Origin of the sequence: Comamonas flocculans (genome assembly GCF_007954405.1) — a bacterium.
Classification (GTDB): domain Bacteria; phylum Pseudomonadota; class Gammaproteobacteria; order Burkholderiales; family Burkholderiaceae_C; genus Comamonas_C; species Comamonas_C flocculans.
On record NZ_CP042344.1, the window covers coordinates 2,155,728 to 2,181,036 of the forward strand.

The following is a 25,309-nucleotide window of genomic DNA, read 5'->3' on the forward strand; positions in this document are numbered from 1 at the left end:
CCCTCAGCCCCACAAATCCAGCGGCGGGTCGGCCACCAGGGCCTGCAGGATGTCGGTGCGCGAGATGAAGCCGGTGCAGTGCCCGGCTTCGTCGGTCACCGGAAGGCCCGGCAGCCCGGTGTCCAGGAAGACCCGCGCCACGCGGCGCAGGTCGGTATCGGGCGAGACCGCGGGCACGGGGCTGAGCATCACCTGTGCCACCGGCCGGCGCGCGAGCGCAATCGCCTGCTCGATCGCGCCGGGTTCGGGCAGCAGGTCCAGCGGCGCCATGTCCGCGCGCAGCAGCAGACCCAGCAGCTGACCCTGCTCGTCCACCACCGGCGCCTGGGCCACGCCATGCTGGGCCATGGTCTGCCAGGCATCGTTCACCCGCGCGCCGGGGCTGACGGTGATGGCGCCGCGCGTCATCACGTCGCTCACGTGGCGCAGTACGCGGCGCTGCGCACCGGGGCCGGCGGCGGTTTCCTCGTAGGCCAGGATGGGCGCGGGGCGGCTCGCCGGCCCTTCGCGCGCGGCGGCTTCGCCGGCCGAAAAAGCCGGAGCCTGCTCCTGCCCGACCCGCGTGCGCAGCGCCTGCGGGCGCCCCACGCGCTTGACCAGCCCGAACCGCGAGACCGCGTCCGCATCGCCGCGCAGCACGCGCCCCGTCGGGCCGAAAACGAAGAACATCGCGCCACCCTCCCGGCCCGCGCGGGCCGGCGTCCGCCCGCCGAAACAAGGCCGCGTCCGCCCGTTGCGCGCGCCCCCGAGCCGGCTTGCATCCCATGCCGATCCAGGGCGCGCCGCCTTGCATGGACGGGCGCGGCGCCACCCTAAAATCGCCAGACTATGCTTGACATTCTCCTTTTGCGCAAAGACCTCGCCACGGCTGTCGCGCGCCTGCAAACCCGCAAGACCCCCCAGCCCTGGCTCGACGTGCCGGCCTTCCAGGCGCTGGAGGCCGAACGCAAGGCCATCCAGACGCGCACCGAAGAGCTGCAATCCACGCGCAACCGCCTGTCCAAACAGATCGGCCAGCTCATGGGCCAGGGCGACAAGGACGCGGCCGAGGCGGCCAAGGCCGAGGTCGGTGCTCTCAAGGGCGAGCTCGATACGTCCGCCGCGCGCCTGGAGCAGATCCAGCATGCGCTGCAGGCCATGCTGGCCGCCGTGCCCAACCTGCCGCATGAGAGCGTGCCCGTGGGCGCGGACGAATCGGCCAACGTGGAAGTGCGCCGCTGGGGCACGCCGCGCAACTTCGACTTCGCGGTCAAGGACCACGTGGACCTGGGCGCACCGCTGGGCCTGGACTTCAACCTGGCCACCAAGCTCACCGGCCCGCGCTTTGCGGTCATGCAGGGCGCCATCGCGCGCCTGCACCGGGCGCTGGCGCAGTTCATGCTGGACGTGCACACCGCCGAGCACGGCTACACCGAATGCTACGTGCCCTACATCGTCAACGCCGACACCCTGCGCGGCACCGGCCAGCTGCCCAAGTTCGAGGGCGATCTGTTTGCCGCGCACAAGGGCGGGCAGGACGCCGAGCCCGTGCCCGACCATGCCCAGCTCTACCTCATCCCCACCGCCGAAGTGCCGCTGACCAACTTCCTGCGCGACGTGGTGGTGCCCGAGTCCGAACTGCCCATCCGCCTGACCGCGCACACGCCCTGCTTTCGCTCCGAAGCCGGCAGCTACGGGCGCGACACGCGCGGCATGATCCGCCAGCACCAGTTCGACAAGGTGGAGATGGTGCAGATCGTGCACCCCGAGCAAAGCTACGAGGTGCTGGAGCAGATGACCGGCCACGCCGAAACCATCCTGCAGCGCCTGGGCCTGCCTTACCGCGTGGTGAGCCTGAGCACCGGCGACATGGGCTTTGGCGCCGCCAAGACCTACGACCTGGAGGTGTGGCTGCCCGCGCAGGACACCTACCGCGAGATCAGCTCGGTGAGCAACTGCGAAGCCTTCCAGGCGCGGCGCATGCAGGCGCGCTTCAAGAACGCCCAGGGCAAGAACGAGCTGGTGCACACTTTGAACGGCTCGGGCGTGGCCGTCGGCCGCGCGCTGGTGGCGGTGATGGAGAACTACCAGCAGGCGGACGGGAGCATCACCATCCCCGAAGTACTGCGCCCCTACATGGGCGGACTCGCGCGGCTGGCACCCTGAAAATCCCCGCTACAATCGCCGGTTCGAGTCGCGGAGAGGTGGCAGAGTGGTCGAATGTACCTGACTCGAAATCAGGCGTACGTGCAAGCGTACCGTGGGTTCGAATCCCACCCTCTCCGCCAGAGTCCGCAAAGCCTTGCAGGTGCCGAGCCTGCAAGGCTTTTGTTTTGCGCGTGAGCCGCCTTGTGGCGCCGGCGACGGGCGGGACGCGGCTGCGCCGCACCCGGGGCCGGGGTTTCAGAACGGCACGCGCATGCCCACCACGATGTTGCGCCCCATGAGCGGCGCCGCGTTCTTGATGAACGAGGTGTGGGCCCAGGCCAGCCGGTTGGTCAGATTGCCCGCGCGCACGTAGAACTGCCAGGGCGTGCCGTCGCCGAAGCGGCCGTTGTAGGTGGCGCCGACATTGAGCATGCCGTAGCCGGGGGTGGCGGTCTCGAACTCGGCGATGCGGTTCTGGCGCATCACCTGCACCCACTCGATCTGGCCGTCCCAGCCCTGCCAGGCGCCATCCAGGCGCAGGCCGGCGCGCGCGGCGGGAATGCGCGCGAGCATCGCGCCGCCCGCCAGCTGCGCGCGTACCAGGTCGCCGAAGAGCGTCACGCCCAGGTAGCGGTTGAGCCGCTGGCGCAGCTGTGCCTCCATGCCGGTGAAGCTCGCATCCTGCTGGCTGTATTGCAGCAGCTGCAGGCCGTCGAGCACGTCCAGCGTGCGGCCGTAGATATAGTCCTTCACGCGGTTGCGGTACAGGCTCACGGCAAAGGTGGTGTCGCCAGCGGTCTTGCGCAGCCCGAAATCGATGGAGCGCGCCTGCTCGGGCCGCAGCGCCGGGTTGCCACGTTCATAGGTGCTGGTGGCCATGTGCAGGCCCTTGGCATAGAGCTCCTCGGCCGTGGGCATGCGCCGCGCATGGGTGAGCGAGACCGAAAGCTGGTAGCCGGGCGTGAACTTCCATACCGCCCCCAGCGCGACCGAGCTGCCGCCCAGGCTGCTGCGCAGCCCTGATTCCAGCGCGTCTACCGTCTGGCGTTCATGGCGCAGCGCGGCGCTGAAGCGCCATTGCCGCCATTGGGTTTCTTCCAGCATGAAGAGACTGGCGCGGCGCGTTTCGGTGGGCTGCACGTAGGCTTCCTCGCCTTCGGCGCTGAAGCGCCGCTGCATCGCCTGCACGCCGAGCACGCCGCGCCAGCCCGCCAATGGCGCGTGCTGCAGTTCCACGCGCAGGTCGTGCGCCTTGTTGCGGAAGGTGGTGGCGATGCTGCCGTCCTCCACCTCGTCGTGGCGGTAGTCGGTGCTGCTGGCGCGCAGGCGCAGGGCTTCGGCGCCGGCGAAGGGGCGGCGCAGTTCGCCGCGCAGGTCCCAGCGGCCGCTGCGCAGGTCCACCACGGGCACGTCGTTTGCGCCGTGCTCCGGCTCGTCCGCTCCGCCGTGGTCGTGGCCGTCGTCGCCGCAATGCAGGTGGTCGCCGTGGGCATGGCAGCCCTCGAAGCCGTGGTTGTGCCCGGGCAGGCCGTAGCGTGCGCCCTGGCGCGTATAAGCCAGGCCCAGGTAGCCCCGGTCGGCGATCCAGGACAGGCCGACGCTGCCCGCGTCGCTGCGGTTGAAGCTGCCGGGCACCGCGGCGCCGCCGCTCCAGCCGCTGCCCACGCGGTAGTCGCTCGCATCGCGCGCCAGGCCTTCGACGTGCACGGCCACGTGGCCAGCGCCGCCGGTGAGCTGCAGCGCGCCGGTCTGCTCGCGCGCGCCGCTGGCGCCGCGCAGCTCGACGCTGCCCTCGTAGCCCTTTTCGGGGATGGCCGTGGGGATCTTGTCGTCGAGCACGTTGACCACGCCGCCGATGGCGCCCCCGCCATGGATCAAGGCCGAGGGGCCGCGCAGCACCTCGATCTGGCGCGCCAGCAGGGGCTCGGACACCACCGCGTGGTCGGGGCTGACGGTGGAGGCGTCCTGCAGCTCGGAGCCGTCGGAGAGCACTTGCACGCGCGGTCCGTCCATGCCGCGGATCACCGGGCGGCTCGCGCCCGCGCCGAAGTGCGTGGACTGGATGCCGGGTTCGCCGTCCAGCGTCTCGCCCAGCGTGGCGGCGCGGCGGCGCACGAGCTCGTCGCCTTCGAGCACGCTCACGGGCGTGGCCATGTCGCTGCTGCCCAGTTGCAGGCCGCTGGCCGAGACGTTGACCTCGGGCAGCAGGGTAGGGGCGTCGTCGGGCGCGGCTGTCTGGGCCCGCGCCGGGGTGCCGGCCAGCAGTGCGCCGGCGAGGGCGGCCAGCCGCAGCCGGGCGCCCAGAGAGATAAAGCAAGGCATGTAAAGGGTTCCTGAGTGGGCCGCGGCGCACGACCGCGGCAGCGCCGTGGGCCAGCAGGCGGCCACGGCAAAAAATGGCTGCCAGCGCTTGCGGAGCAAGCGCTGGCAGCTATCGAAAGGATGAACTCAGGCCAGGGGCGGCGCGCGCGCCAGGAAGGGCAGCGGAGCGCGTGGCAGCGCTGCCTGCACGGGCGCCGCGGCAGGGTATGCGGGCAGCGCAGCCGTGACGGGCAGGGCCCAGGAGGCGCCGGGCGCACTGCCGTGGGCCAACTGGTTGAGCAGCTGGCAGTCGGACGCGGAATGCCCTGCGAACAGCGCGCCCAGTCCGTGCGCGCCGCCATGCTGCTGCACGCTGCCCGCCGGGGCCGTGGGCAGGTGCAGCACGCGGTGCATGCCCGCCAGCGCGGGGGCAAGCACCAGCGCAAGCAGCAGCCACCACAGCCCGATGCGACGGGCCAGGGCATGGCGGCGAGGGGCGTGTGCGGGCAGCATGGCGAAGGCCGCAGGATAACGCCCTGCGCGCGGCCTGCCGGCGCCGACTGGCAAGGATCTTCCATCAGGTGCTGAATTCGGGACCGCCGGTGGGCAGCCGCATCCCGTACCCGCAAAGCCTTGCAGGCACAGCACCTGCAAGGCTTTTGTTTGGCGCATGCCGGCGGCGCCGCCGCGTTCAGCTTTGCGCCTGCAGCCGGGTGATCTGCTCCTCGCTCCAGCCCAGTTCGGCCAGGATGGCGCGGGTGTGCTGGCCGACGGCGGGGATGGGGTCCATGCGGCAGCTGAAGGCGTTGCTGGCGCCGGGCGGCAGCAGCGCGGGCAGGGGGCCGACGGGGGAGCCGACCTCGCGCCAGCGCTGGCGGGCGGCAAGCTGGGGGTGGGCCCACAGGCCGGCCAGGTCGTTGACGCGGGCGTGGGCGATGCCGGCGGTGTCCAGGCGCTGGGCGAGTTCGGCGGCGCTCAGGCGGCCGAAGCTTTGCGCGATCAGCGCCTGCAGCTCGGCGCGGTGGGTGTTGCGCTGGCTGCTGCCCGCAAAGCGCGGGTCGCGGGCGAGTTCCGGGCGCTGCAGCACGCCTTCGCAGAAGGCCTGCCATTCGCGCTCGTTTTGCACGCCCAGGATGAGGCTGGCGCCGTCGCCCGCGGTGAAGGGGCCGTAGGGGTAGATGCTGGCGTGCGATGCGCCGGTGCGCGGCGGGGGCGGCGCGCCGTCGAAGGCGTAGTACAGCGGGTAGCCCATCCATTCGGCCATGGCTTCGAGCATGGAGACGTCGATGTGGCTGCCTTCGCCGGTCCTGCCGCGCAGCAGCAGGGCCGAGAGCACGCTGCTGTACGCGTACATGCCCGCGGCGATGTCGGCCACGGAGATGCCGGCCTTGACGGGGGCTTCGGGCGTGCCGGTGACGGACAGGAAGGCGGCTTCGCTCTGGATCAGCAGGTCGTAGGCCTTCTTGTCGCGCCAGGGGCCGTCCTGCCCGTAGCCGGAGATGTCGCAGACGATGAGCCTGGGGTTGTGCGCCTTCAAGGCGTCGTACGACAGGCCCATGCGCGCCGTCGCGCCGGGCGCAAGGTTCTGCACCAGCACGTCGGCGGTTTGCAGGAGCTGCATCAGTGCGGCCCTGGCCTGGGCTTGCTTCAGGTTCAGCGCCAGGCTTTCCTTGCTGCGGTTGATCCAGGTGAAGTGCGACGACAGGCCGCGCACGCGCTGGTCGTAGCCGCGCGCAAAGTCGCCGCTGCCGGGGCGCTCCACCTTGATGACGCGTGCGCCCAGGTCGGCCAGCTGGCGCGTGGCAAAGGGCGCGGCGACCGCGTGTTCCAGCGAGACGATGGTGATGCCGTCGAGCGGGCGGGGCCGGGTCTGCGTCTTCGTCATGGAAGGGAATCTTCAAAAAACAGAGCTGTATGCGCTGGTGGTGAAAGAGATTGGGGGTGTTTTGTATTTGAAATGCTTATGTGGCGAGCGCAAGACGCTATGCAAATCCTAGTCCATCTGCCTGCTGTTGCTGCCAGCGCTTAAGTTTCCGCTAAGCGCGCTTGTCCACACTGCCCTTGCATTGAAGCAATCTCCCAAGGAAGGGCAAACCATGAACCGCTTGATTTCCACTCCGCGCCGCCTGGTGGTGGCGCTGCTTGCGGCCGGCGCGCTCGGCGCCACGGGCGCCGGGCTGGTGACGGCGCGCGACGCGCACGCGTTTTCCTTCGGCAATGTGCCGGTGGCGGGCGCAACGGCCGGTGCGCCGCAGGCCGCGCCGCCGCTGGTCACGCTGCCGGACTTTTCCCGGATCACCCAGCGCTATGGCGCGGCGGTGGTCAACATCAGCGTGAGCGGCGTGCGCAAGGTCTCGGACGATGAGGACGACGGCGCGCCTGCGCGCCGTGGCCCGCAGATCGACCCCGACGACCCGTTTGCGCCGTTCTTTCGCCACTTCGGCATACCCGGCGGCGCCCTGCGCGGCCCGCAGATGCAGCCCCAGCCCATGCGTGGCGAGGGCTCGGGCTTCATCATCGACGCCGACGGCCTGGTGCTGACCAATGCCCACGTGGTCAAGGGCGCGGACCGCGTGACGGTCAAGCTCACCGACCGGCGCGAGTTCCAGGCCAAGGTGCTGGGCAGCGACCCCAAGACCGACATCGCGGTGCTCAAGATCGACGCCAAGGACTTGCCCACGGTCAAGCTGGGCAACTCCGCCGACCTGAAGGTGGGTGAGTGGGTGCTGGCGATCGGCTCGCCCTTCGGCTTCGAGAACACGGTGACCGCGGGCGTGGTCAGCGCCAAGGGCCGCAGCCTGCCCGACGACAGCTACGTGCCCTTCATCCAGACCGATGCCGCCGTGAACCCGGGCAACTCGGGTGGGCCGCTGTTCAACACGCGCGGCGAGGTGGTGGGCATCAACTCGCAGATCTACAGCCGCACCGGGGGCTACCAGGGCGTGTCGTTTGCCATCCCGATCGAGGTGGCGCAGCACGTGGAGCAGCAGATCGTCAAGACCGGCAAGGTGGAGCACGCGCGCCTGGGCGTGACGGTGCAGGGCGTGAACCAGACCTTTGCCAATTCCTTCAAGCTCGCCAAGCCCGAAGGCGCGCTGGTGGCCAATGTGGATGAGGACGGCCCGGCGGCCAAGGCGGGCCTCAAGAGCGGGGACGTGATCCTGAAGATCAACGACGAGCCCATCGTCACCTCGGGCGACTTGCCCGCCTACATCGGCCAGTCGCTGCCGGGGCAGAAGGTGCAGCTCGAAGTCTGGCGCGACGGCAAGGCGCGCACGCTCGTGGCCACGCTGGGCAACGCCGGCGACAAGGGCGTGGCCAGCGCGCGCGCCGACGAAGCGCTGGGCAAGGGCCAGCTTGGCCTGATGCTGCGCCCGCTGCAGCCCGAAGAGGCGCAGGCCGCGGGCGTGGACCAGGGCATGGTCATCGCCCAGGCGCGCGGCCCGGCCGCACTGGCCGGGGTGCAGGGCGGCGACGTGCTGCTGGCCATCAACGGCACGCCGGTCAAGAGCATGTCCGAGGTGCGCGCCGCCATGCAGAAGGCGGGCAAGTCGGTGGCGCTGCTGATCGAGCGCGATGGCAGCCGCATCTTCGTGCCGGTGAACGTCGGCTGAGCCGCCCGGCCCCTGGCGCGCAGGGGCCGCGCGCGGGCGCGCCGTCCCTTGTCTTATCCTGACGCCCATGCGCCTTTTGCTTGTGGAAGACGACGCCATGATCGGCGAAGCCGTGCACGACCTGCTGCGCGCCCAGGGCTATGCGGTGGACTGGGTGCGCGACGGCCGCCAGGCCGATGCCGCGCTGGCCGCCCAGGGCTACGACCTGGTGCTGCTGGACCTGGGACTGCCCGGGCGCGATGGCCTGGCGGTGCTGCGCGCACTGCGTGCGCGGCGCGACCGCACGCCGGTGCTGATCGCCACCGCGCGCGACGGCGTGGCCCAGCGCATCGAGGGGCTGGACGCGGGCGCGGACGACTACGTGCTCAAGCCCTATGACCTCGATGAGCTGCTGGCGCGCATCCGCGCGCTGCTGCGCCGCGCCGCCGGGCGCGCCGAGCCGGTCTACGAGCACAAGGGCGTGGCCATCAACCCGGCCACGCGCGAGGCCACGGTGCAGGGCCGGCCGGTGGTGCTCTCGGCGCGCGAATGGGCGGTGCTGGAGCCCCTGATTGCCCGCCCCGGCATGGTGCTCTCGCGCCAGCAGCTGGAAGACAAGCTCTACGGCTGGGGCGAAGAGATAGGCAGCAACGCGGTGGAAGTCTTCATCCACGGCCTGCGCAAGAAGCTGGGCGCGGCGCTGGTGCTGAACGTGCGCGGCGTGGGCTACATGGTGCCCAAATGAGTCCGCGCTGGCGCCTGCCGCAATCGCTGCGCCTGCGGTTGCTCATCGTCTTGATAGCTGCCATCGCAGTGACGGCGGGCGTTCAAGGCCTTTTTGCCTACAAAACCGCGCTGGGTGAGGCGGACGCCTTGTTCGACTACCACATGCAGCAGACGGCGTTTGCGCTGCGCGCCGGCCTGCCCGCGGACGCCAAGGGCATGGGCCGCCCGCGCCCGGAATACGCGAACAACGAGTTCATCGTGCAGGTCTGGACCAACGAGGGCCTGCGCATCTTTGAATCCGCCCTGGGCGACCTGCTGCCCCAGCGCGCGGTGCTGGGCTTTCAGGACGTGCGCGCCCACGGCAGGAGCTACCGCGTGTTCTCGCTGCAGACGCGCTCGCAGGTCATCCAGGTGGCGCAGGACCTGGCGGTGCGGCGCAAGATGGCGCGCGGCCTGGCCTGGCGTTCGCTGCTGCCGCTGGCGGTGATGGCGCCGCTGCTGGCGCTGGCCGTGTGGTGGCTGCTCGGGCGCTTGTTCGTGCCGGTGGAGCGCGTGCGCTCCCAGGTGGCGCGGCGCCAGCCCCAGGACCTGTCCGCGCTGCACGCGGCCGATCTGCCCGCCGAGGTGCAGCCGCTGGTCGATGAGCTCAACGCCTTGTTCGAGCGCGTGCGCCGGGCCTTCGCCGCGCAGCAGGACTTCGTGGCCGACGCCGCGCACGAGCTGCGCTCGCCCCTGGCCGCGCTCAAGCTGCAGGCCCAGGGCCTGCGCCGCGCTGGCGACGCGCCCACGCGCGAGCGCGCCGTGGCCCGGCTCGAAGCCGGCATCGACCGCGCCGCGCGGCTGCTGGAGCAGTTGCTGGTGCTGGCGCGCCAGGAGGCCGCGGCTGGGGCCATGGCGCCGGTCGATCTGCTGCAGGTGGCCCGCCTGGCCCTGGCCGACGTGGCCGCCAGCGCCCAGGCGCGCGGCATCGACGCCGGGCTTGCCCAACCCGCGCCAGCTGCCTGCCCGGTGCAAGGCGTGGCCGAAGAGCTGCGCCTGCTGCTGCGCAACCTGCTGGACAACGCCATCAAATACACCCCCGAGGGCGGGCGCGTGGACGTGGTGCTGGCCTGCGACGGCGCGGCGGTGCAGCTGCGCGTGGAAGACAGCGGCCCCGGCATTCCCGAGGCCGAGCGCGAGCGCGTGCTGGGGCGCTTTTACCGCTCGCCCCACAGCGCGCCTCAGGCGCCGGGCAGCGGCCTGGGCCTGGCCATCGTGCAGGCGGTGGCCCAGCGCCACGGTGCGCGGCTGAGGCTTGGGCGCTCCGAGCGCCTGGGCGGGCTGTGCGTGTGCCTGGCGTTTGCCTAGCGTCGCCTCAGGCCACGTGCTGCAAGAATTCCTGCAGGCGTTGCGAACTGGGGCGGGTGAGCAACTCCTCGGGGTTGCCGTCCTCGGCGATGCGCCCGCCGTCCATGAACAGCAGGCGGCTGCCCACCTTGCGCGCGAACTCCATCTCGTGCGTGACGACGATCATGGTCATGCCGGTTTCGGCCACGTCCTGCATCACCTTGAGCACCTCGTGGCGCAGCTCGGGGTCCAGCGCCGAGGTGGGCTCGTCAAACAGCATCAGCTTGGGCTTGATGGCCAGCGCGCGCGCAATCGCCACGCGCTGCTGCTGCCCGCCCGAGAGCTGGCCGGGGTAGTGGTTCTCGCGTTCGGCCAGGCCCACGCGTGAAAGCAGCGCGCGTGCCTGCTCGCGCGCCTGTGCCTTGGGCACGGCGCGGGTGTGCAGGGGGCCGAACATCACGTTCTCCAGCGCGGTGAGCTGGGGAAACAGGTTGAACTGCTGGAACACCATGCCCGCCTCGCGCCGCAGCAGGCGCACCTGCGCGGGCTTGCCGCGCACGCTCAGGCCATCGACCACGATGTCGCCGCCCTCGATGGTTTCCAGCGCGTTGATGCAGCGCAGCAGCGTGGACTTGCCCGAGCCCGAAGGGCCCACGATCACCACCACCTCGCCCGGCTCGATGGCCAGGCTGATGCCGTCGAGCACCGTGTTGCTGCCAAAGCGCTTGGTGACGTTCCTGAATTCGACGATGCTCATAGGATGCGCGTCCGGTGTTCCACGACCTTGAGCACCAGCGCGATGCAGCCCGTCATGAACAGATAGATGATGGCCACCGTGCCCCAGATCTCCACCGCGCGGAAGTTGGTCGCGATGATCTCCTGGCCCTGGCGCGTGAGCTCGGCCACGCCGATGACGATGAAGAGCGATGAATCCTTCAGGCTGATGATGCACTGGTTACCCATGGTCGGGATCATGCGGCGCAGCGCCACCGGGCCGATGATGTAGGCCATGATCTTGTGGAAGGGCAAGCCCATCGCCAGGCCGGCCTCGTGCAGTCCCTTGGGTACCGACAGCAGGCCCGCGCGCACGATCTCGGCGATGTAGGCGCCGGAATTGATCATCAGCGTGAAGATGGCCGCGGTGTAGCCGTCGATGCGCAGGTTCACCAGCAGCGGCAGCGCGAAGTAGATGAACATCACCTGCACCACGATGGGCGTGCCGCGTATCACCAGGATGAAGAGCTGCGCCAGCATAGACGCACCGCGCCCCAGCCATTCGGGCCAGCGCCACAGCAGCAGGGCCAGCGCCGCCAGCACCGCGGCCGCCAGCACGCCGCCCGGCACCCGGGCCAGCGGGCCGCCGGCAAAGTGCGCCACCAGGCCGATCAGCACCAGCACGGCGGCACCGTACAGCGCACTGCGCCGGTTGATGGGCACCTGGATGTAGGTGACGACGATGCCCGACAGCGCACCGATCACGCAGCCGCCGAGCAGGCCCAGGGCGGTGATTTTCAGCGTCATCCAGGCGCCCGCCATCAGGTCGGGCCAGGCGGCCCAGATGGAAGACCAGTCAAAGACCATCGTGATGCTCCGCTAGTAAAAACAAAGCCGCCCCTCCTGCGGGAGAGGGCGGCGTCTTCAGGCGCAAATGCGGCTGATCAGTCGGGCTTCTTGCCGAACCAGGTTTCGTACAGCTTGTCGTAGGTGCCGTTGGCCTTGAGCTCCTTGAGCGCCTTGTTCACCACGGGCACGAGATCGCTCCCCTTGGGGAAGGCGATGCCGTAGAAGTCGCCGCTCTTGAGCGAACCTGTCACCTTCACCTTGCCCGCGCCTGCCGTCTTGGCGTAGTACTGCACGTTGGGCGTGTCATGCACCACGGCGTCGATGCGGCCCGTGGCCAGCTCCAGGAAGGCGTTGTCGATGTTGGGGAAGAGCTTGAGCTTGGCGCCCGGCACATTGGCCTTCATGTAGTCCACGCCCACGGTGCCGGTTTTCACCGCCACGGTCTTGCCGTCCAGGTCCTTGGCGGTCTTGATGGTGCTGTTTTCCGGTGCCAGGATGGCCAGGCCCGACTCATAGTAGGGGTCGGAGAAATCCACCACCTTGGCGCGGTCCTCGCGGATCGTGATGCCGGCCAGGGCCGCGTCGATGCTCTTGGTCTGCAGGCCCGGGATGATGCCGTTGAAGTCCATGGGCTGCAGCTTGTACTCCAGGTTCGCCTGCTTGGCGATCGCTTCCCACAGCTGGATGTCGAAGCCGGTGTACTTGCCGTCCTGCTTGAACTCGAAGGGCACGAAGGCGGTGTCGGTGGCCACGACCAGGGTCTTGTCGGCGGCGTGCGTGACCGGCATGGCCAGAGTCATGGCGAGGGCGACGGCGGCCGCCTTGAGGGTTTGGGTGAATTTCATGGGGTCTCCCGGAGCAAGAAGGCGAGGGGCTCGTGGCCCTGCCTGAAAGAGGTGTTTTGAGGCGCAAAAGTATAAGCGGGCGGGTTTTTCTATCCCGCACCGTTGCTGGAACCGGCCCCGGCGGCGGCCGGATAGGCGCGTGCCAGCTGCACGAAGGCGCCCAGGTAGTCGGTGGCCAGCTCGCCCTCGCGCACGCCCAGATGAATCTGCTTGGCGATGCCCTTCCTGCCCAGGCGCAGCGCCGCCACCGCCATGCGCCCGGCGTATTCCAGTGCCAGCCAGCGCGGCAGCGCCGCCACGCCGCGGCCGCTGGCCACCATCTGCACCATGATGTCGGTGGTCTCTATGGTCTTGTGCTCGCGCGGCGCCTGGCCGGCGGGCAGCAGGAATTGCGTGTACACGTCCAGCCTGTCCCTGGGCACGGGGTAGGTGATCAGGGTCTCGCCCGCCAGGTCGCGCGGGCGCAGGTATTCGCGCCCGACCAGCGGGTGGCTGGCGGCCACCAGCAGCACCTGCTCATAGTCGAACACCGGCTCGAAGAGCAGGCCGTCGTGCTGCACCGGGTCGGGCGTCACCAGCAGGTCGATCTCGTGGTTCTGCAGTGCCTGGATGCCGCCGAACTGGAATTTCTGGCGTACGTCCACATCCACGTCCGGCCAGGCGCTGAGGTAGGGCGAGACGATCTTGAGCAGCCACTGGTAGCAGGGGTGGCACTCCATGCCTATGCGCAGCGTGCCGCGCTGGCCTTGGGCGAACTGGCGCAGGCGCGCTTCGGTCAGCTCCAGCTGGGGCAGCAGGCGCTGGGCCTGGGCCAGCAGGTAGCGCCCGGCCTGCGTCAGGCGCAGGCCACGCCCCTCGCGCAGCCAGATGGCGGTGCCCAGCTGCTCTTCCAGCTTGCGCATGCTGTGGCTCAGCGCCGACTGGGTCAGGCACAGCTGCTCGGCGGCGGCGGTGAGCGAGCCCTGCCGCTCGACCTCGGCCACGACGGACAGGTGGATGCGTTCCAGCATATGAATGAATCAAATTCATCAATCGGTGAATTAATACCATTTTACTTCATGGGTTGGCTTGCCTACGATGCCCGCAGTCAACCCGAATCTGAAGGAGGAAACCGTGGCCAGACTGCACAACCTGGGCTTTGCGCGCATAGGCGCGCAGCGTGAACTCAAATGGGCGCTGGAGCGCTATTGGAAGGGCGAGAGCGGGCGCGAGGCGCTGCTGGCCACCGCCGCCGAACTGCGTGCGCGCCACTGGGCGGCGCAGCAGGGGCTGGACGCGGTGCCGGTGGGCGATTTTTCGCTCTACGACCAGGTGCTGGACATGAGCTTCACCCTGGGCAATCTGCCCGAGCGCGTGCGCGGCTACCACGGTGACGAACTGGACAACTATTTCCGCGTGGCGCGCGGCAGGAGCGCCGACAGCGCCGCCCACGGACACGACGAGCACCACGCCTGCTGCGGCGGCGTGGCCGCGGGCGAGATGACCAAGTGGTTCAACACCAACTACCACTACATCGTGCCCGAGCTGAACGCCCACACCGCCTTCAAGCTCGACGCCTCGCGCCTGCTGGCGCAACTGGCCGAAGCGCAGGCACAGGGCGTGAATGCCAAGCCGGTGCTCATAGGCCCGGTGACTTATCTGGCCTTGGGCAAGGCGCACGATGGCTCCGACCGGCTGGAGCTTCTGGATCGCCTGCTGCCGGTGTACGCCGAGCTGCTGGAGCAACTGGCGGCTCAGGGCGTGCAGTGGGTGCAGATCGACGAGCCGATTCTGGTGACGGAGCTTGATGCCGACTGGCAGCATGCCTTCAACACCGCCTACCACCAGCTCAAGAGCTGCCGCGTGAAGATCCTGCTGGCCAGCTATTTCGGGCCGCTGCTGGACAACAAATACCTGGCCGCCAACCTGCCGGTGGCCGGGCTGCACGTGGATGCATTGGCCGACCGCGCCGACGTGCAGCAACTCATCGGCCTGCTGCCGCCGCACAAAGTGCTGTCGCTGGGCGTGATCGACGGGCGCAACGTCTGGAAGAGCGACCTCGGCGAGCTGCTGGCCTGGCTCGAACCCCTGGCCGCGCAGCTGGGCGAGCGCCTGTGGCTGGCGCCCAGTTGCTCGCTGCTGCACGTGCCGGTCGATCTGGAGAGTGAAACCACGCTGGATCCGGAAATCAAATCCTGGCTCGCCTTCGGACTGCAAAAGCTCGATGAGTTGCGCGTGCTCGGCCGCGCGCTCAACGAAGGGCGCGCAGCCGTGGCCAGCGAACTGGCGCACAACGCCGCCGCGCTCGCCAGCCGCCGCGCTTCCCCCCGAGTGCACGATGCACAAGTGGCGCAGGCGCTGCAGCAGGCCACGCCCGCCCTGGAGCAGCGCCACAGCGCCTACGCTGTGCGCGCGCCGCTGCAGGCCAAGAAGCTCGGCCTGCCCGCGTGGCCGACGACGACCATAGGGTCGTTTCCGCAAACCGCCGAAATCCGCCGTGCGCGCAAGGAGCACAAGGCCGGTCACTTGTCCGATGCGGATTACGAAAAGGCCATGCGCGCCGAGATCGCCCACTGCGTGCGCGAGCAGGAAGCCGTGGGCCTGGACGTGCTGGTGCACGGCGAGGCCGAACGCAACGACATGGTCGAATACTTTGGCGAGCAGCTGGCGGGCTATGCCTTCAGCAGCCATGGCTGGGTGCAGTCTTACGGCTCGCGCTGCGTCAAGCCGCCGATTCTCTATGGCGACGTCAAGCGCACCCGCCCCATCACCGTGGACTGGATCAAGTATGCGCAGTCGCTCACCCGGCGGCCCATGAAGGGCATGCTCACCGGCCCGGTCACCATGCTCAACTGGTCCTTCGTGCGCGACGACCAGCCGCGCTCGCTCAGTTGCCGCCAGCTGGCACTAGCCCTGCGCGGCGAGGTGCTGGACCTGGAAGCAGCGGGTGTGCCCATCATCCAGATCGACGAGGCGGCCTTTCGTGAAGGCTTGCCGCTGCGCCGTGCGCACTGGCAGGAATACCTGGATTGGGCGATTGCGTCCTTCCGTCTCATGGCCAACGGCGTGCGTGACGAGACGCAGATCCACAGCCACATGTGCTATTCGGAGTTCAACGACATCATCGCCTCCATCGCGGCCATGGATGCGGACGTGATCACCATCGAAAACTCCCGCTCGGGCCTGGAGCTGCTGGCCGCCTTCGAGGACTTTGCCTACCCCAACGGCATCGGCCCGGGCGTGTACGACATCCACTCGCCCAACGTGCCCACGCAGGCGCAGATCGTCGAGCGCATGCGCGCGGCGGCGCGGCGCATCGCGGCCAGCCAGCTCTGGGTCAACCCCGACTGCGGGCTGAAAACGCGTCAGTGGAAGGAGGTTGTGCCGTCGCTCGCGCACATGGTGGCGGCAGCGCGCCAGCTGCGCGTGCCCACGCCGCTGCGCGAAGCGGCGCAGGCCGCCGCCTAGCATGGCCGGCGCCTGCGCGTCCGGCGTCTGCGGCGGGGCGGGAGCTTTCCCGCAGCCCGCTATAATGCCCGGCTTCGCAGCGATTTCCTGGCCCCGCGGCGAAGCATGGCGCAAGCCGTGAACCCCACCTAAGAGGCTCCGCTTCCAAGAAGAGCACCGACCGTGGAAAAGGGCCTGCAAACCTTCTTTCCGAAGAAAACTCATGACTACTTTCAGCGCAAAGCCCGCTGAGGTCGTGCACGAGTGGTTTGTGATTGACGCCACCGACAAGGTGCTCGGCAGGGTCGCCAGCGAAGTGGCCCACCGTTTGCGCGGCAAGCACAAAGCCATCTACACGCCTCACGTCGACACCGGCGACTACATCGTCGTGGTCAACGCCTCCAAACTCAAGGTCACCGGCACCAAGAGCATCGACAAGATGTACTACCGCCACTCGGGCTTCCCGGGCGGCATCCGTGCGACCAACTTCCGCGACATGCAGGCCAGGCACCCGGGCCGCGCGCTCGAGAAGGCCGTCAAGGGCATGCTGCCCAAGGGTCCGCTCGGTTACGCCATGATCAAGAAGCTCAAGGTCTACGGCGGCGCGGAACATCCGCACACCGCGCAGCAGCCCAAGGCACTGGAAATCTGAGGAGCCGGACCATGATAGGTGAATGGAACAATGGCACCGGCCGTCGCAAATCCAGCGTCGCCCGCGTGTTTCTGAAAAAAGGCAGCGGCAAGATCACGGTGAATGGCAAGGACATTCAGCAGTATTTCGGCCGTGAAACCTCGATCATGATCGCCAAGCAGCCGCTGGTGCTCACCGACCATGTCGCCACGTTCGACATCCAGGTGAACGTGCACGGCGGCGGTGAATCCGGCCAGGCCGGCGCCACCCGCCACGGCATCACGCGCGCGCTGATCGACTACGACGACACGCTCAAGCCCCAGCTCAGCGCTGCCGGCTTCGTGACCCGCGACGCGCGCGAAGTGGAACGCAAGAAGGTCGGTTTGCACTCCGCACGCCGCGCCAAGCAGTTCTCCAAGCGCTGATCCGCGGCGCAAGCGCTGCCGCCATGCCGCCGCCGCATTCGCGTCTGCCTGCCGCCCCGCAGTGCGGGCGGAAAGGCGACATGCGCGCAGCCTTGGCGGCCCATGCGGGCTGCAGCAGCGACATCAAAACCGCCCCCGTGGCGGTTTTTGTGTCTCTGGCGCACGGGTGCGGTTCGCCGGCGCTCGGGCCCCGGGGCCGGGATGAGGGCCGCTGATGCGCCTGCGCCGCCTGCGTCGCCGTTTCTCGCTTGGCGGTCCACGCCTGGTGGTGCGCCGCAGCCTGCCCTGGCCGCTGCGCTGGCTGGCGCTGGCGGTGCTGCTGGGGCTCAGCGCCGCCGTCGCGCTCTGGGCCTTCGAGTTCGGCAAGGCGATTGCCGGGCTGGATGCGAGCGCCAAGCAGGAGCTCGGCGAGCTGCGCAGCCAGACACGCCTGCTGCACGCGCGCATCAACGAACTGCAGCAGGAGAGCGCCGCGGCCGACAGCCTGCGCGCCACCGAACGGGCCGCGGCCGATGCGCTGGGCGAGCGCTTGCGCGCGCTCGAGGCGGACAACCGCAGCCTGCGCGACGATCTGGCGTTTTTCGAGAAGCTGATCCCGGCCGCCTCGTCGGCCAGCAACAGCACGCTCGATATCCGCGGCCTGCAGGCCGACGTGCTGGGCGGCGTGCAATTGCGCTGGCAGGTGCTGGTGATCCAGCCGGTGCGCAACGCGCCCGAGTTCAAGGGCCAACTCGAACTGGTGCTGGCCGGGCTGCGCGACGGCAAGCCCTGGACGTCCAGGCCGCCCGCCGTAGTGCGACCGCTGCAGATGCAGCAGTACCGCCGCGTCGAGGGCCTGGTCGATCTGCCCGAGCGCGTTATGGTAAAAACCGTGACGGTGCGACTGCTGCAGGGCAGCTCGGTGCGCGCCCAGCAATCCCTCACTTTGCAAGACTGATACGGCAGCGGCGCCCGCTTTGCGCGCCGCGCTGCCTCAGGGAGTCCAGCCCATGTTTTCGCGCAAGAAGCAACCCCTGATCAAAAGCCTGATTGCCAAGGGCACCTGCGTGCAGGGTGACGTCTTGTTCACCGACGGCCTGCGCATCGACGGCGAGGTACACGGCGACGTGCGCGCCGATGTCGAGCCCAGCATCGTGGTGATTTCCGAATCGGCCCAGGTGCAGGGGCGCGTGCAGGCCGCGCACGTCATCGTCAACGGCACGGTGCTCGGGCCGGTGCATGCCGGCGAGCTGCTGGAGCTGCAGCCGCGTGCGCGCGTGACCGGCGACGTGCACTACAAGGCGCTGGAGATGCACCAGGGCGCGCTGATTTCCGGTCAGATGCGTCCGAGCGAGGTGGTGCTGCAAGAGGCGCCCCCGCTCAAGCTTGCCTCGTCCGGGGGCTGAGCCAGCAGAAATTCGCGCGATGACTTAGCATCAGGCATTCCGTTTCCTTCTTACTTGGAGTCTTGTGGCGGCAACGATGGCAAATGCTTCGATTCAACTGACCGAGAGCGCGGCGGCGCGCCTGGCCGGCCTGATCGCCGAAAAGGGCAATGCAGCGCTCAAGTTGCGTGCACGCGTGGACGGCTGCGGCTGCGCGGGCTTTCAATACCTGTTTTCGCTCGACGATGCGGTGCGCGAGGGGGACATCACCGTGAGCGACGCCGGCGCGACGCTGGTGGTCGATGCGCTGAGCTATCCGCACCTCGTGGGCTCGCAGATCGATTGCCTGGAAGGCTCGGGCGGCGCGCATTTCATCGTCGTCAACCCGAACGAGGAAGTCGGCTGCGAATGCTGAACGCCCGCTTGCGGGTTCGATAGTGGAAGGCCGCCCTCGGGCGGCCTTTGTCATGGCGCGCCCCGCAACGGGCAAGGGCTGGCCGATTCAGGCGGGGTAGATCGCGCCCAGTATCCGCGGGCCGCGGGCGCCGGTGACGGCAGGCAGGTTGCCCGGCTCGCCGTGCAGGCATTGGCGGGCCAGCCAGGCGAAGGCGGCGGCCTCCACCTGTTCGGGCGCGATGCCCAGCGCGTCCGAGGACATCACGCGCACATCGGGCAGCTGCGCCTGCAGCCGGCGCATCAGCTCGCGATTGCGCACGCCGCCGCCGCAGACCACCAGCTGCCGCGTGGCCGGTGCGTGGCGGCGCAGGTCCTGGGCGCAGCAGTGCGCGCTGAGCTCGGTCAGCGTGGCCTGCACGTCCTGCACGCGCGCACCGGGCGCGGCCGCCAGGTGCTGCTGCAGCCAGCGCGCGTTGAACAGGTCGCGGCCGGTGCTCTTGGGCGCAGGCCGGGAGAAATACGGTTCGGTCAGCAGCGACCGCAGCAGCGCATCCTGTACCTGGCCGCTGGCGGCCAGCGCGCCGTCGCGGTCGCAAGGCTGGCCGGTGTACCGCTGGCACCAGAGGTCGAGCAGCACGTTGCCTGGCCCGCAGTCCCAGCCCCGTACCTGCCCCGTCGCCGACAGCACCGTGAGGTTGGACATGCCGCCCAGATTCAGCACCGCCATGTCCTGTCCCGGCCGCGCGAAGCAGCTCTGGTGGAAGGCCGGCACCAGCGGTGCGCCCTGGCCGCCCGCGGCCAAGTCACGGCTGCGCAGGTCGGCCACCACGGTGATGCCGGTGAGTTCGGCCAGCAGCGCTGGGTTGTTCAGCTGCACGGTGTAACCGGTGGCGTCAAAGGCGCCGGGGCGGTGGCGCACGGTCTGGCCGTGGGCGCCTATGGCGGCGATATCGGCCGCATCCAGCGCCGCCTGGCGCAGCAGCTGTTGCACCAGGGCGGCGCAGGCGCGCGCCAGCGCGTTGGCAGCGAGTTGCGCACGGTGCAGCTCGTTGTCGCCCGGGGTGTTGAGCGCGAGCAGTTCTGCTCTGAGTTCAGGAGCTAGCGGCGCAGACGCATGCTGCGTTACAAGGCATTTTCCCTGTGAAAAATCGGCGAGCACGCCGTCGATGCCGTCCAGCGAGGTGCCGGACATCAGCCCGATGTAGCGGCTCGCGGCAGCGGCGCGCATCGGCGGGCGCAGGCGATGCAGGGTGGTGTTCGCTCGCCCGCTCAGTCCACCTGCGCGGTCTGCAGCGTCTGCTGGGCGTAGTCGAGCTGCACGCGCATCTGCCCGGCCAGGCGCTCGAAGGCGCTGCGCTGCGCTGCGGCGATGGGCGCGGCGGCCTCGCTGCGCAGGGCCATGGCCATCGGATCCTGCTGCTTGCCGTTGACCCGGAATTCGAAATGCAGGTGCGGCCCGGTGGCCCAGCCGGTCTGGCCCACGGCGCCTATGGTCTGGCCTTGCGAGATCGCCTGGCCCTTGCGTACATCGATACGGCTCAGGTGCGCGTAGACGGTTTCGTGCTGGTTGGCGTGCTTGACGTAGACCACGTTGCCATAGCCGTTCTGCACCCCCGCGAAACTGACCGTGCCGTCACCGATGGTGCGCACCGGCGTGCCGCTGGGGGCGGCCAGGTCGGTGCCCAGGTGGGCGCGCCAGGTCTTCTGGATGGGGTGAAAGCGCATCTTGAAGCCGCTGGAGACCCGGGTGTAGGCCACCGGCGAGGTCAGGTAGGCGCGGTTCATGCTGTTGCCATCGAGCGTGTAGTAGGCGCCCTTGGCCTCGGGTTTGTCCTGGAACCAGACGGCGTTGAAGGTCTTGCCGTTGTTGTGGAATTCGGCGCTGAGCACCCGGCCGGTGCGCATGGGCTCGCCGTCGGCCTCCAGGGTTTCGTAGACCACGCTGAAGTGGTCGCCCTTGCGCAGCGCCCGGCGAAAATCGATGTTGCCCGAGAAGATTTCGGCCAGCTGCACCGCGACCGCGTCCGGAATGCCGGCCGCGTCGGTCGCGGCGAACAGCGAGCTCGTGATGACGCCGCTGCCCAGGCGATTGCCTATGGCAAGCTCGGCCGTCTGCAGCTGCGAGCTGAAGCTGCCGTCGGCCTGGCGCTCGATCACCAGGCGCTTGAAGTTGCCGCTGTCGTCCGGCGCCCAGCGTGCGGTCAGCCGGCCCAGGCGGTGCTCGCTGTCGGCTTCGGCGGAGAGCACGCGGCCGGTGCGTCCGAGCAGGTTCTGCTGCGACAGCGCATCGGCGCGCAGAAAGGCCGAGGCCGCCGGGTCGGCGATGCCCAGGCGCTGCAGCATGGCTTCGGGGTTGTCGTTGCTGCGCGTGACGTCCGAGCGGTACAGCGCCAGGGCGTTGAGCTCGGAGAGGTCGGCCAGCTCCAGGTCGGTGGCGAGCGAGGGAACGCTTTCGGTGAGGGTCACCATTGGCAGATCGGCCGCGTCCGGACCCAGGGATGCCACGGCGAAGGCGCCGCCGCCGCCGGTGAGCAGCACCGCGGCAACGGCGGCGCTGACGCGTTTGGGATGCTTGTGCAGGGATTGTTTCAGGGAAGTCAAAAACGCCGTACCGGCGCTGTTCAATCCGTTGGTCAAGCTGGGCCCCAGGCAAGTGGGCGTGCACGCGGCAAGCCTTGGCAAAAGTGCGCTGCGTCACGCCTGTAACAATCCGCGGCGAAAGGGCCGAAATCCCGCTGCCTCGGGTGGCCACTAGAATCCGCCACTGCGAAAACCGCAAGAGTATAGCCCCGCATGGCTGCCATGCATGGTCGAAAACCCTTATGAATCAAGCCGTTGTTACAAAATTCCCGGTGACCGATGGCGTCCGGCATGCGCTGGAGGTTTCCTTGCGTGGCGCCGACGAGCTGCTGCCGGTGCCGGACTGGGCCCAAAAGCTCGCGCGCGCCGAGGCTACGGGCCAGCCGCTGCGCATCAAGCTGGGGCTGGATCCCACGGCGCCCGACATCCACATCGGCCATACCGTGGTGCTCAACAAGATGCGCCAGTTGCAGGACCTGGGCCATCAGGTGATCTTTCTGATTGGCGACTTCACGAGTCTCATTGGCGACCCTTCCGGGCGCAACGCCACGCGCCCGCCGCTCACGGCCGAGCAGATCCGCGCCAATGCGGAAACCTATTTCGCCCAGGCCAAGCTGGTGCTGGACGAGGCCAAGACCGAGATCCGCTACAACAGCGAATGGAGCGACCCGCTGGGCGCGCGCGGCATGATCGAGCTGGCGGCCAAGTACACCGTGGCGCGCATGATGGAGCGCGACGATTTTGACAAGCGCTTCAAGGCCGGGCAGTCGATCAGCGTGCATGAATTTCTCTACCCGCTGATGCAGGGCTATGACTCGGTGGCGCTCAAGAGCGATCTGGAGCTGGGCGGCACCGACCAGAAGTTCAATCTGCTCGTGGGCCGCCACCTGCAGCAGGAATACGGGCAGGAGCCGCAGTGCATCCTGACGATGCCGCTGCTGGTGGGGCTGGACGGCGTCGAGAAGATGTCCAAGAGCAAGAACAACTACATCGGCATCACCGAAGAGGCCAACACCATGTTTGCCAAGGTGCTGTCCATTTCGGACGCGCTGATGTGGGACTGGTACACGCTGCTCTCGTTCAAGAGCCTGGCGGAGATCACGGCCTTGAAGCAGGAGGTGCAAGACGGGCGCAACCCCAAGGACGCCAAGGTGATGCTGGCCAAGGAGATCACCACGCGCTTTCACAGTGCCAGCGCGGCCGAGGCGGCCGAGCAGGACTTCATGCTGCGCAGCAAGGGCGGTGTGCCCGACGATATTCCCGAGGTGCGGCTCGGCGGCGCGCCGCTGGGCGTGGCGGCCCTGCTCAAGCAGGCGGGCCTGGCGCCGTCGGGCAGCGAGGCGGGGCGTTTGATCGACGGCGGTGGCGTGCGCATTGACGGCGCCGTGGTCAGCGACCGGGGCCTGAAGCTGGCGGCCGGCAGCTATGTGGTGCAGGTGGGCAAGCGCAAATTCGCGCGGGTGCAATTGTCATGAGCAGGCCGCTGGACGTGGTGGTGATGGCCGCGGGCAAGGGCACGCGGATGAAGAGCCGCACGGCCAAGGTGTTGCAGCGCCTGGCCGGGCGTCCTTTGCTGTTTCACGTGCTGGGCCAGGCGGCCAGCCTGGGGGCACGGCGGGTGGTGGTCATCACCGGCCATGGCGCTACTGAAGTACAAGCTGCTTGCGCAGGCTGGGCGGGCGCTGCAGGCCAATTTGACCTGAAATTTGCATTGCAGCAGCCGCAGCTGGGCACGGGCCATGCGGTGCAGCAGGCGCTGCCGCTGTTGCAGGACGATGCCACGGTACTGGTGCTCTCGGGCGACGTGCCGCTGACGCAGGCCGAGACCCTGCGCGCGCTGGTGGCGGCCAGTGGTGGCGAGCGGCTGGCGCTGCTCACCGTGCGCCTTGACGATCCCGCGGGTTACGGGCGCATCGTGCGCGCGGGCGATGGGCAGGTGGAGCGCATCGTCGAGCACAGGGACGCGAGCGAGGCCGAGCGCGCCATCAACGAGATTTACAGCGGCATCATGGCCGTGCCCGCCGCGCGCTTGCGTGCCTGGCTTGCGCGGCTGAAGAACGACAACGCCCAGCAGGAGTACTACCTGACCGACGTGGTGGCCATGGCGGTGGCTGGCGGCGTGCCGGTGGTGGCGCATTGCATCACTGACGCGCTGCAGGTAGCGGGGGTGAACAGCCCGGTGCAATTGGCCGAGCTGGAGCGCGCGCACCAGCTGCGTCAGGCACGGGCGCTGTTGGAGCAGGGCGTGCGCCTGGCCGACCCGGCGCGTCTGGACCTGCGCGACGACCCGCGCCTGGGCATCCCGGCGGAGCTGGCCTGCGGGCAGGATGTGGAAATCGACGTGGGCTGCCTCTTCACCGGCCGGGTGGTGCTGGGGGATGGCGTGCAGGTGGGCGCCTACTGCTCGATCGCCAACGCCGTCATCGGCGCGGGCACGGTGATCCAGCCCTATACCCACATCGATGGCGAGAAGGCCGGCGTGCAGGTGGGCGAGGGTGCGCGCCTGGGGCCGTTTTCGCGCCTGCGCCCGGGCGCCAGCCTGGGGCGCGAAGTGCATGTGGGCAACTTCGTCGAAATCAAGAATTCGCAACTGGCCGATGGTGCCAAGGCCAACCATCTGGCCTATCTGGGTGACGCCACGGTGGGCGCGCGCGTGAACTACGGCGCGGGCTCGATCACCGCCAACTACGACGGCGTGAACAAGCACCGCACGGTGATAGGCGAGGACGTGCACGTGGGCAGCAACTGCGTGCTGGTGGCCCCAGTGCGCATAGGTGCGGGCGGCGTGGTGGGCGCGGGCTCGGTCGTCACGCAGGATGCGCCGCCCGGCGTGCTGACCCTGGGGCGCGGGCGCCAGGTGAGCAAGAGTGAATGGCACCGCCCGGACAAGAAGGACAAGGGCTGAGATGTCGCCCGAGCTGCAGCACCTGAGTGCCGAGCGCGATGCGCTGCGCGCGCAGCTGCGCAGCCTCGGCGCTGCCCACGACGAGCTGCTGCACGCCGTTTCGCACGACCTGCGCGCACCGCTGCGCCATGTGGTGTCCTACGCCGGTCTGCTGCGCGAGGTGCTGGCCGAGGTGGATCCGCCGCCGCAGCCGCTGGGCGAGGCGCTGGACTTCGCCGCCACGCTGCAGCGTTCGGCCCGGCACATGGGGCAGATGCTCGACGGGCTGCTCGCCATCAGCCGCGCCGGCCGCGCGCCGCTGCATCTGGCGGCGGTGGATCTGCAGGCCGCGGTGCGGGCGGCGCAGGCGCGGCTGCCGGGCGCATCGGGCGTGCGCTGGGCGATCCAGGCCCCCATGCCGGCGGTGCAGGCCGATGCGGCGCTGCTGGAGCAGCTGCTGGAGCAGCTGCTGGGCAACGCGGTGAAGTTCTCGCAGGGCAGCGCGCAGGCATTGGTGCAGGTCAGCGCCCGCCGCGTGGGCGAGCAGGTGCAGATGGAGGTTGCCGACCAGGGTGCGGGCTTCGACCCGGCGCGGGCGGACTCGCTGTTCCAGGTCTTCCAGAGCCTGCACCGTGAGGGCGACTTCCCGGGCGTGGGCGCGGGTCTGGCGCTGTGCCGGCGCATTGCCGAGCGCCACGGCGCGCGGATTGCGGCCGACAGTCCCGGCGCGGGCCGGGGCTGCACCGTCACCCTGCACTGGCCGGCCGCCCCAGTCTGAGGCGGCGGGCTCAGAGCGCCTCGCTCAGGTGGCGCTGCAGTTGCTGAAGCTGGCGGCGCAGCTGCGCCACTTCTTCCATCAGGTCGGCGGTCAGCGCCGCCAGCTGCGGATCGGCGTCGAAGGTGGTTTCCAGTTGCGCCAGACGGCGCGCGCGCACCACGGTGGTGCCCAGGCAGCGCCACTGGCCGCCTTGCAGCTCGCCCTGCAGCAGCCCTGCGCTCAGCCGCTCCAGCACCCATTCGGGCTGCATCTGCGTGGCGTGGGCCAGTTCTTGCACGCTCAGGCAGGCGCTGTCGTCCAGGATTTGCATCATCGCGCGGTGCAGTTCGGTGGCTTGCGACATC

At 69.2% G+C, this 25,309-nt stretch carries 24 protein-coding genes and 1 tRNA gene; 14 read left to right on the forward strand and 11 right to left on the reverse strand.

All coding sequences use genetic code 11. From position 1 onward, the window contains the following. Positions 1–3: 3 nt before the first annotated feature. Positions 4–669, reverse strand: a complete 666-nt coding sequence (locus FOZ74_RS10370; RefSeq protein WP_146912993.1) for a CBS domain-containing protein — start codon at positions 667–669, stop codon at positions 4–6. A gap of 159 nt (positions 670–828) precedes the next feature. On the opposite strand from FOZ74_RS10370, the gene serS reads away from it, so the two are divergent. Further along, positions 829–2,145, forward strand: a complete 1,317-nt coding sequence (gene serS / locus FOZ74_RS10375) for a serine--tRNA ligase (protein ID WP_146912994.1) — start codon at positions 829–831, stop codon at positions 2,143–2,145. Between the two features lie 32 nt (positions 2,146–2,177). Beyond that, positions 2,178–2,267: transfer RNA gene (locus tag FOZ74_RS10380), tRNA-Ser, on the forward strand. A 115-nt stretch (positions 2,268–2,382) separates the two neighbouring features. On the opposite strand, the gene FOZ74_RS10385 is transcribed toward FOZ74_RS10380, so the two are convergent. The 3 genes from FOZ74_RS10385 to FOZ74_RS10395 form a co-directional block, all read right to left on the reverse strand. After that, positions 2,383–4,449 carry a TonB-dependent receptor domain-containing protein gene (locus FOZ74_RS10385; protein WP_146912995.1) on the reverse strand — a complete coding sequence of 689 codons (2,067 nt, stop codon included), beginning with the start codon at positions 4,447–4,449 and terminating at the stop codon, positions 2,383–2,385. A gap of 126 nt (positions 4,450–4,575) precedes the next feature. Then, positions 4,576–4,941 carry a hypothetical protein gene (locus FOZ74_RS10390; protein ID WP_146912996.1) on the reverse strand — a complete coding sequence of 122 codons (366 nt, stop codon included), beginning with the start codon at positions 4,939–4,941 and terminating at the stop codon, positions 4,576–4,578. Between the two features lie 178 nt (positions 4,942–5,119). Then, positions 5,120–6,313: a CaiB/BaiF CoA transferase family protein gene (locus tag FOZ74_RS10395; RefSeq protein WP_146912997.1), complete on the reverse strand. Its 1,194-nt coding sequence runs from the start codon at positions 6,311–6,313 to the stop codon at positions 5,120–5,122. A 211-nt stretch (positions 6,314–6,524) separates the two neighbouring features. Between FOZ74_RS10395 and FOZ74_RS10400 the strand changes: the two genes are divergently transcribed. The 3 genes from FOZ74_RS10400 to FOZ74_RS10410 all read left to right on the forward strand — a co-directional run bounded on the left by FOZ74_RS10400 (position 6,525) and on the right by FOZ74_RS10410 (position 10,094). Continuing rightward, positions 6,525–8,042 carry a DegQ family serine endoprotease gene (locus FOZ74_RS10400; protein ID WP_146912998.1) on the forward strand — a complete coding sequence of 506 codons (1,518 nt, stop codon included), beginning with the start codon at positions 6,525–6,527 and terminating at the stop codon, positions 8,040–8,042. 67 nt (positions 8,043–8,109) lie between these two features. Beyond that, positions 8,110–8,766: a response regulator gene (locus FOZ74_RS10405; RefSeq protein ID WP_146912999.1), complete on the forward strand. Its 657-nt coding sequence runs from the start codon at positions 8,110–8,112 to the stop codon at positions 8,764–8,766. Next, entirely contained in the window at positions 8,763–10,094 is a 1,332-nt protein-coding gene (locus FOZ74_RS10410; RefSeq protein ID WP_146913000.1) for an ATP-binding protein, read from the forward strand. The genes FOZ74_RS10405 and FOZ74_RS10410 overlap by 4 nt, the downstream gene beginning before the upstream one ends. Before the next feature lie 7 nt (positions 10,095–10,101). On the opposite strand, the gene glnQ is transcribed toward FOZ74_RS10410, so the two are convergent. The 4 genes from glnQ to FOZ74_RS10430 form a co-directional block, all read right to left on the reverse strand. Continuing rightward, a complete protein-coding gene (glnQ, locus tag FOZ74_RS10415) occupies positions 10,102–10,830 on the reverse strand; it encodes a glutamine ABC transporter ATP-binding protein GlnQ (RefSeq protein WP_146913001.1) in 729 nt (242 codons plus the stop codon). Beyond that, positions 10,827–11,654 carry an ABC transporter permease subunit gene (locus tag FOZ74_RS10420; protein WP_255437565.1) on the reverse strand — a complete coding sequence of 276 codons (828 nt, stop codon included), beginning with the start codon at positions 11,652–11,654 and terminating at the stop codon, positions 10,827–10,829. The genes glnQ and FOZ74_RS10420 overlap by 4 nt, the downstream gene beginning before the upstream one ends. A 77-nt stretch (positions 11,655–11,731) precedes the next feature. Then, a complete protein-coding gene (gene glnH, locus FOZ74_RS10425; protein ID WP_146913002.1) occupies positions 11,732–12,481 on the reverse strand; it encodes a glutamine ABC transporter substrate-binding protein GlnH in 750 nt (249 codons plus the stop codon). A gap of 89 nt (positions 12,482–12,570) precedes the next feature. Then, positions 12,571–13,491, reverse strand: a complete 921-nt coding sequence (locus FOZ74_RS10430; protein WP_146913003.1) for a LysR family transcriptional regulator — start codon at positions 13,489–13,491, stop codon at positions 12,571–12,573. A 103-nt stretch (positions 13,492–13,594) separates the two neighbouring features. Here FOZ74_RS10430 and metE point away from each other — a divergent pair, with 103 nt between their 5' ends. The 6 genes from metE to FOZ74_RS10460 all read left to right on the forward strand — a co-directional run bounded on the left by metE (position 13,595) and on the right by FOZ74_RS10460 (position 18,742). Further along, positions 13,595–15,928, forward strand: coding sequence for a 5-methyltetrahydropteroyltriglutamate--homocysteine S-methyltransferase (metE, locus tag FOZ74_RS10435; RefSeq protein WP_146913004.1), 2,334 nt, complete (start codon positions 13,595–13,597; stop codon positions 15,926–15,928). A 202-nt stretch (positions 15,929–16,130) separates the two neighbouring features. Next, on the forward strand, positions 16,131–16,559 hold the full coding sequence (gene rplM / locus FOZ74_RS10440) for a 50S ribosomal protein L13 (RefSeq protein ID WP_146913005.1): 429 nt from the start codon (positions 16,131–16,133) through the stop codon (positions 16,557–16,559). An 11-nt stretch (positions 16,560–16,570) separates the two neighbouring features. Continuing rightward, positions 16,571–16,963, forward strand: coding sequence for a 30S ribosomal protein S9 (gene rpsI, locus FOZ74_RS10445; protein ID WP_146913006.1), 393 nt, complete (start codon positions 16,571–16,573; stop codon positions 16,961–16,963). Positions 16,964–17,177: 214 nt separating this feature from the next. Next, positions 17,178–17,900: a DUF6776 family protein gene (locus tag FOZ74_RS10450; protein WP_146913007.1), complete on the forward strand. Its 723-nt coding sequence runs from the start codon at positions 17,178–17,180 to the stop codon at positions 17,898–17,900. A gap of 52 nt (positions 17,901–17,952) precedes the next feature. Next, complete coding sequence (locus FOZ74_RS10455; protein ID WP_146913008.1) at positions 17,953–18,348, forward strand: bactofilin family protein; 396 nt, start codon at positions 17,953–17,955, stop codon at positions 18,346–18,348. 76 nt (positions 18,349–18,424) lie between these two features. Next, a complete protein-coding gene (locus tag FOZ74_RS10460) occupies positions 18,425–18,742 on the forward strand; it encodes an iron-sulfur cluster assembly accessory protein (protein ID WP_146913009.1) in 318 nt (105 codons plus the stop codon). 87 nt (positions 18,743–18,829) lie between these two features. Here FOZ74_RS10460 and FOZ74_RS10465 read toward each other — a convergent pair whose 3' ends face one another. Together FOZ74_RS10465 and FOZ74_RS10470 are read right to left on the reverse strand one after the other, a co-directional pair. Then, positions 18,830–19,951, reverse strand: coding sequence for an anhydro-N-acetylmuramic acid kinase (locus tag FOZ74_RS10465; protein WP_146913010.1), 1,122 nt, complete (start codon positions 19,949–19,951; stop codon positions 18,830–18,832). Between the two features lie 41 nt (positions 19,952–19,992). After that, positions 19,993–21,360, reverse strand: coding sequence for a M23 family metallopeptidase (locus FOZ74_RS10470; RefSeq protein WP_146913011.1), 1,368 nt, complete (start codon positions 21,358–21,360; stop codon positions 19,993–19,995). A gap of 185 nt (positions 21,361–21,545) precedes the next feature. Between FOZ74_RS10470 and tyrS the strand changes: the two genes are divergently transcribed. The 3 genes from tyrS to FOZ74_RS10485 are packed head-to-tail and all read left to right on the forward strand — an operon-like array spanning position 21,546 to position 24,965. Next, entirely contained in the window at positions 21,546–22,778 is a 1,233-nt protein-coding gene (gene tyrS / locus FOZ74_RS10475) for a tyrosine--tRNA ligase (RefSeq protein WP_146913012.1), read from the forward strand. Beyond that, positions 22,775–24,208, forward strand: a complete 1,434-nt coding sequence (gene glmU, locus FOZ74_RS10480; RefSeq protein ID WP_146913013.1) for a bifunctional UDP-N-acetylglucosamine diphosphorylase/glucosamine-1-phosphate N-acetyltransferase GlmU — start codon at positions 22,775–22,777, stop codon at positions 24,206–24,208. Before tyrS ends, glmU begins: the two co-directional genes overlap by 4 nt. 1 nt (position 24,209) lies before the next feature. Continuing rightward, positions 24,210–24,965, forward strand: a complete 756-nt coding sequence (locus FOZ74_RS10485) for a sensor histidine kinase (protein WP_146913014.1) — start codon at positions 24,210–24,212, stop codon at positions 24,963–24,965. Between the two features lie 10 nt (positions 24,966–24,975). On the opposite strand, the gene FOZ74_RS10490 is transcribed toward FOZ74_RS10485, so the two are convergent. Further along, positions 24,976–25,308: a chaperone modulator CbpM gene (locus FOZ74_RS10490; RefSeq protein WP_146913015.1), complete on the reverse strand. Its 333-nt coding sequence runs from the start codon at positions 25,306–25,308 to the stop codon at positions 24,976–24,978. Position 25,309: the final 1 nt, after the last annotated feature.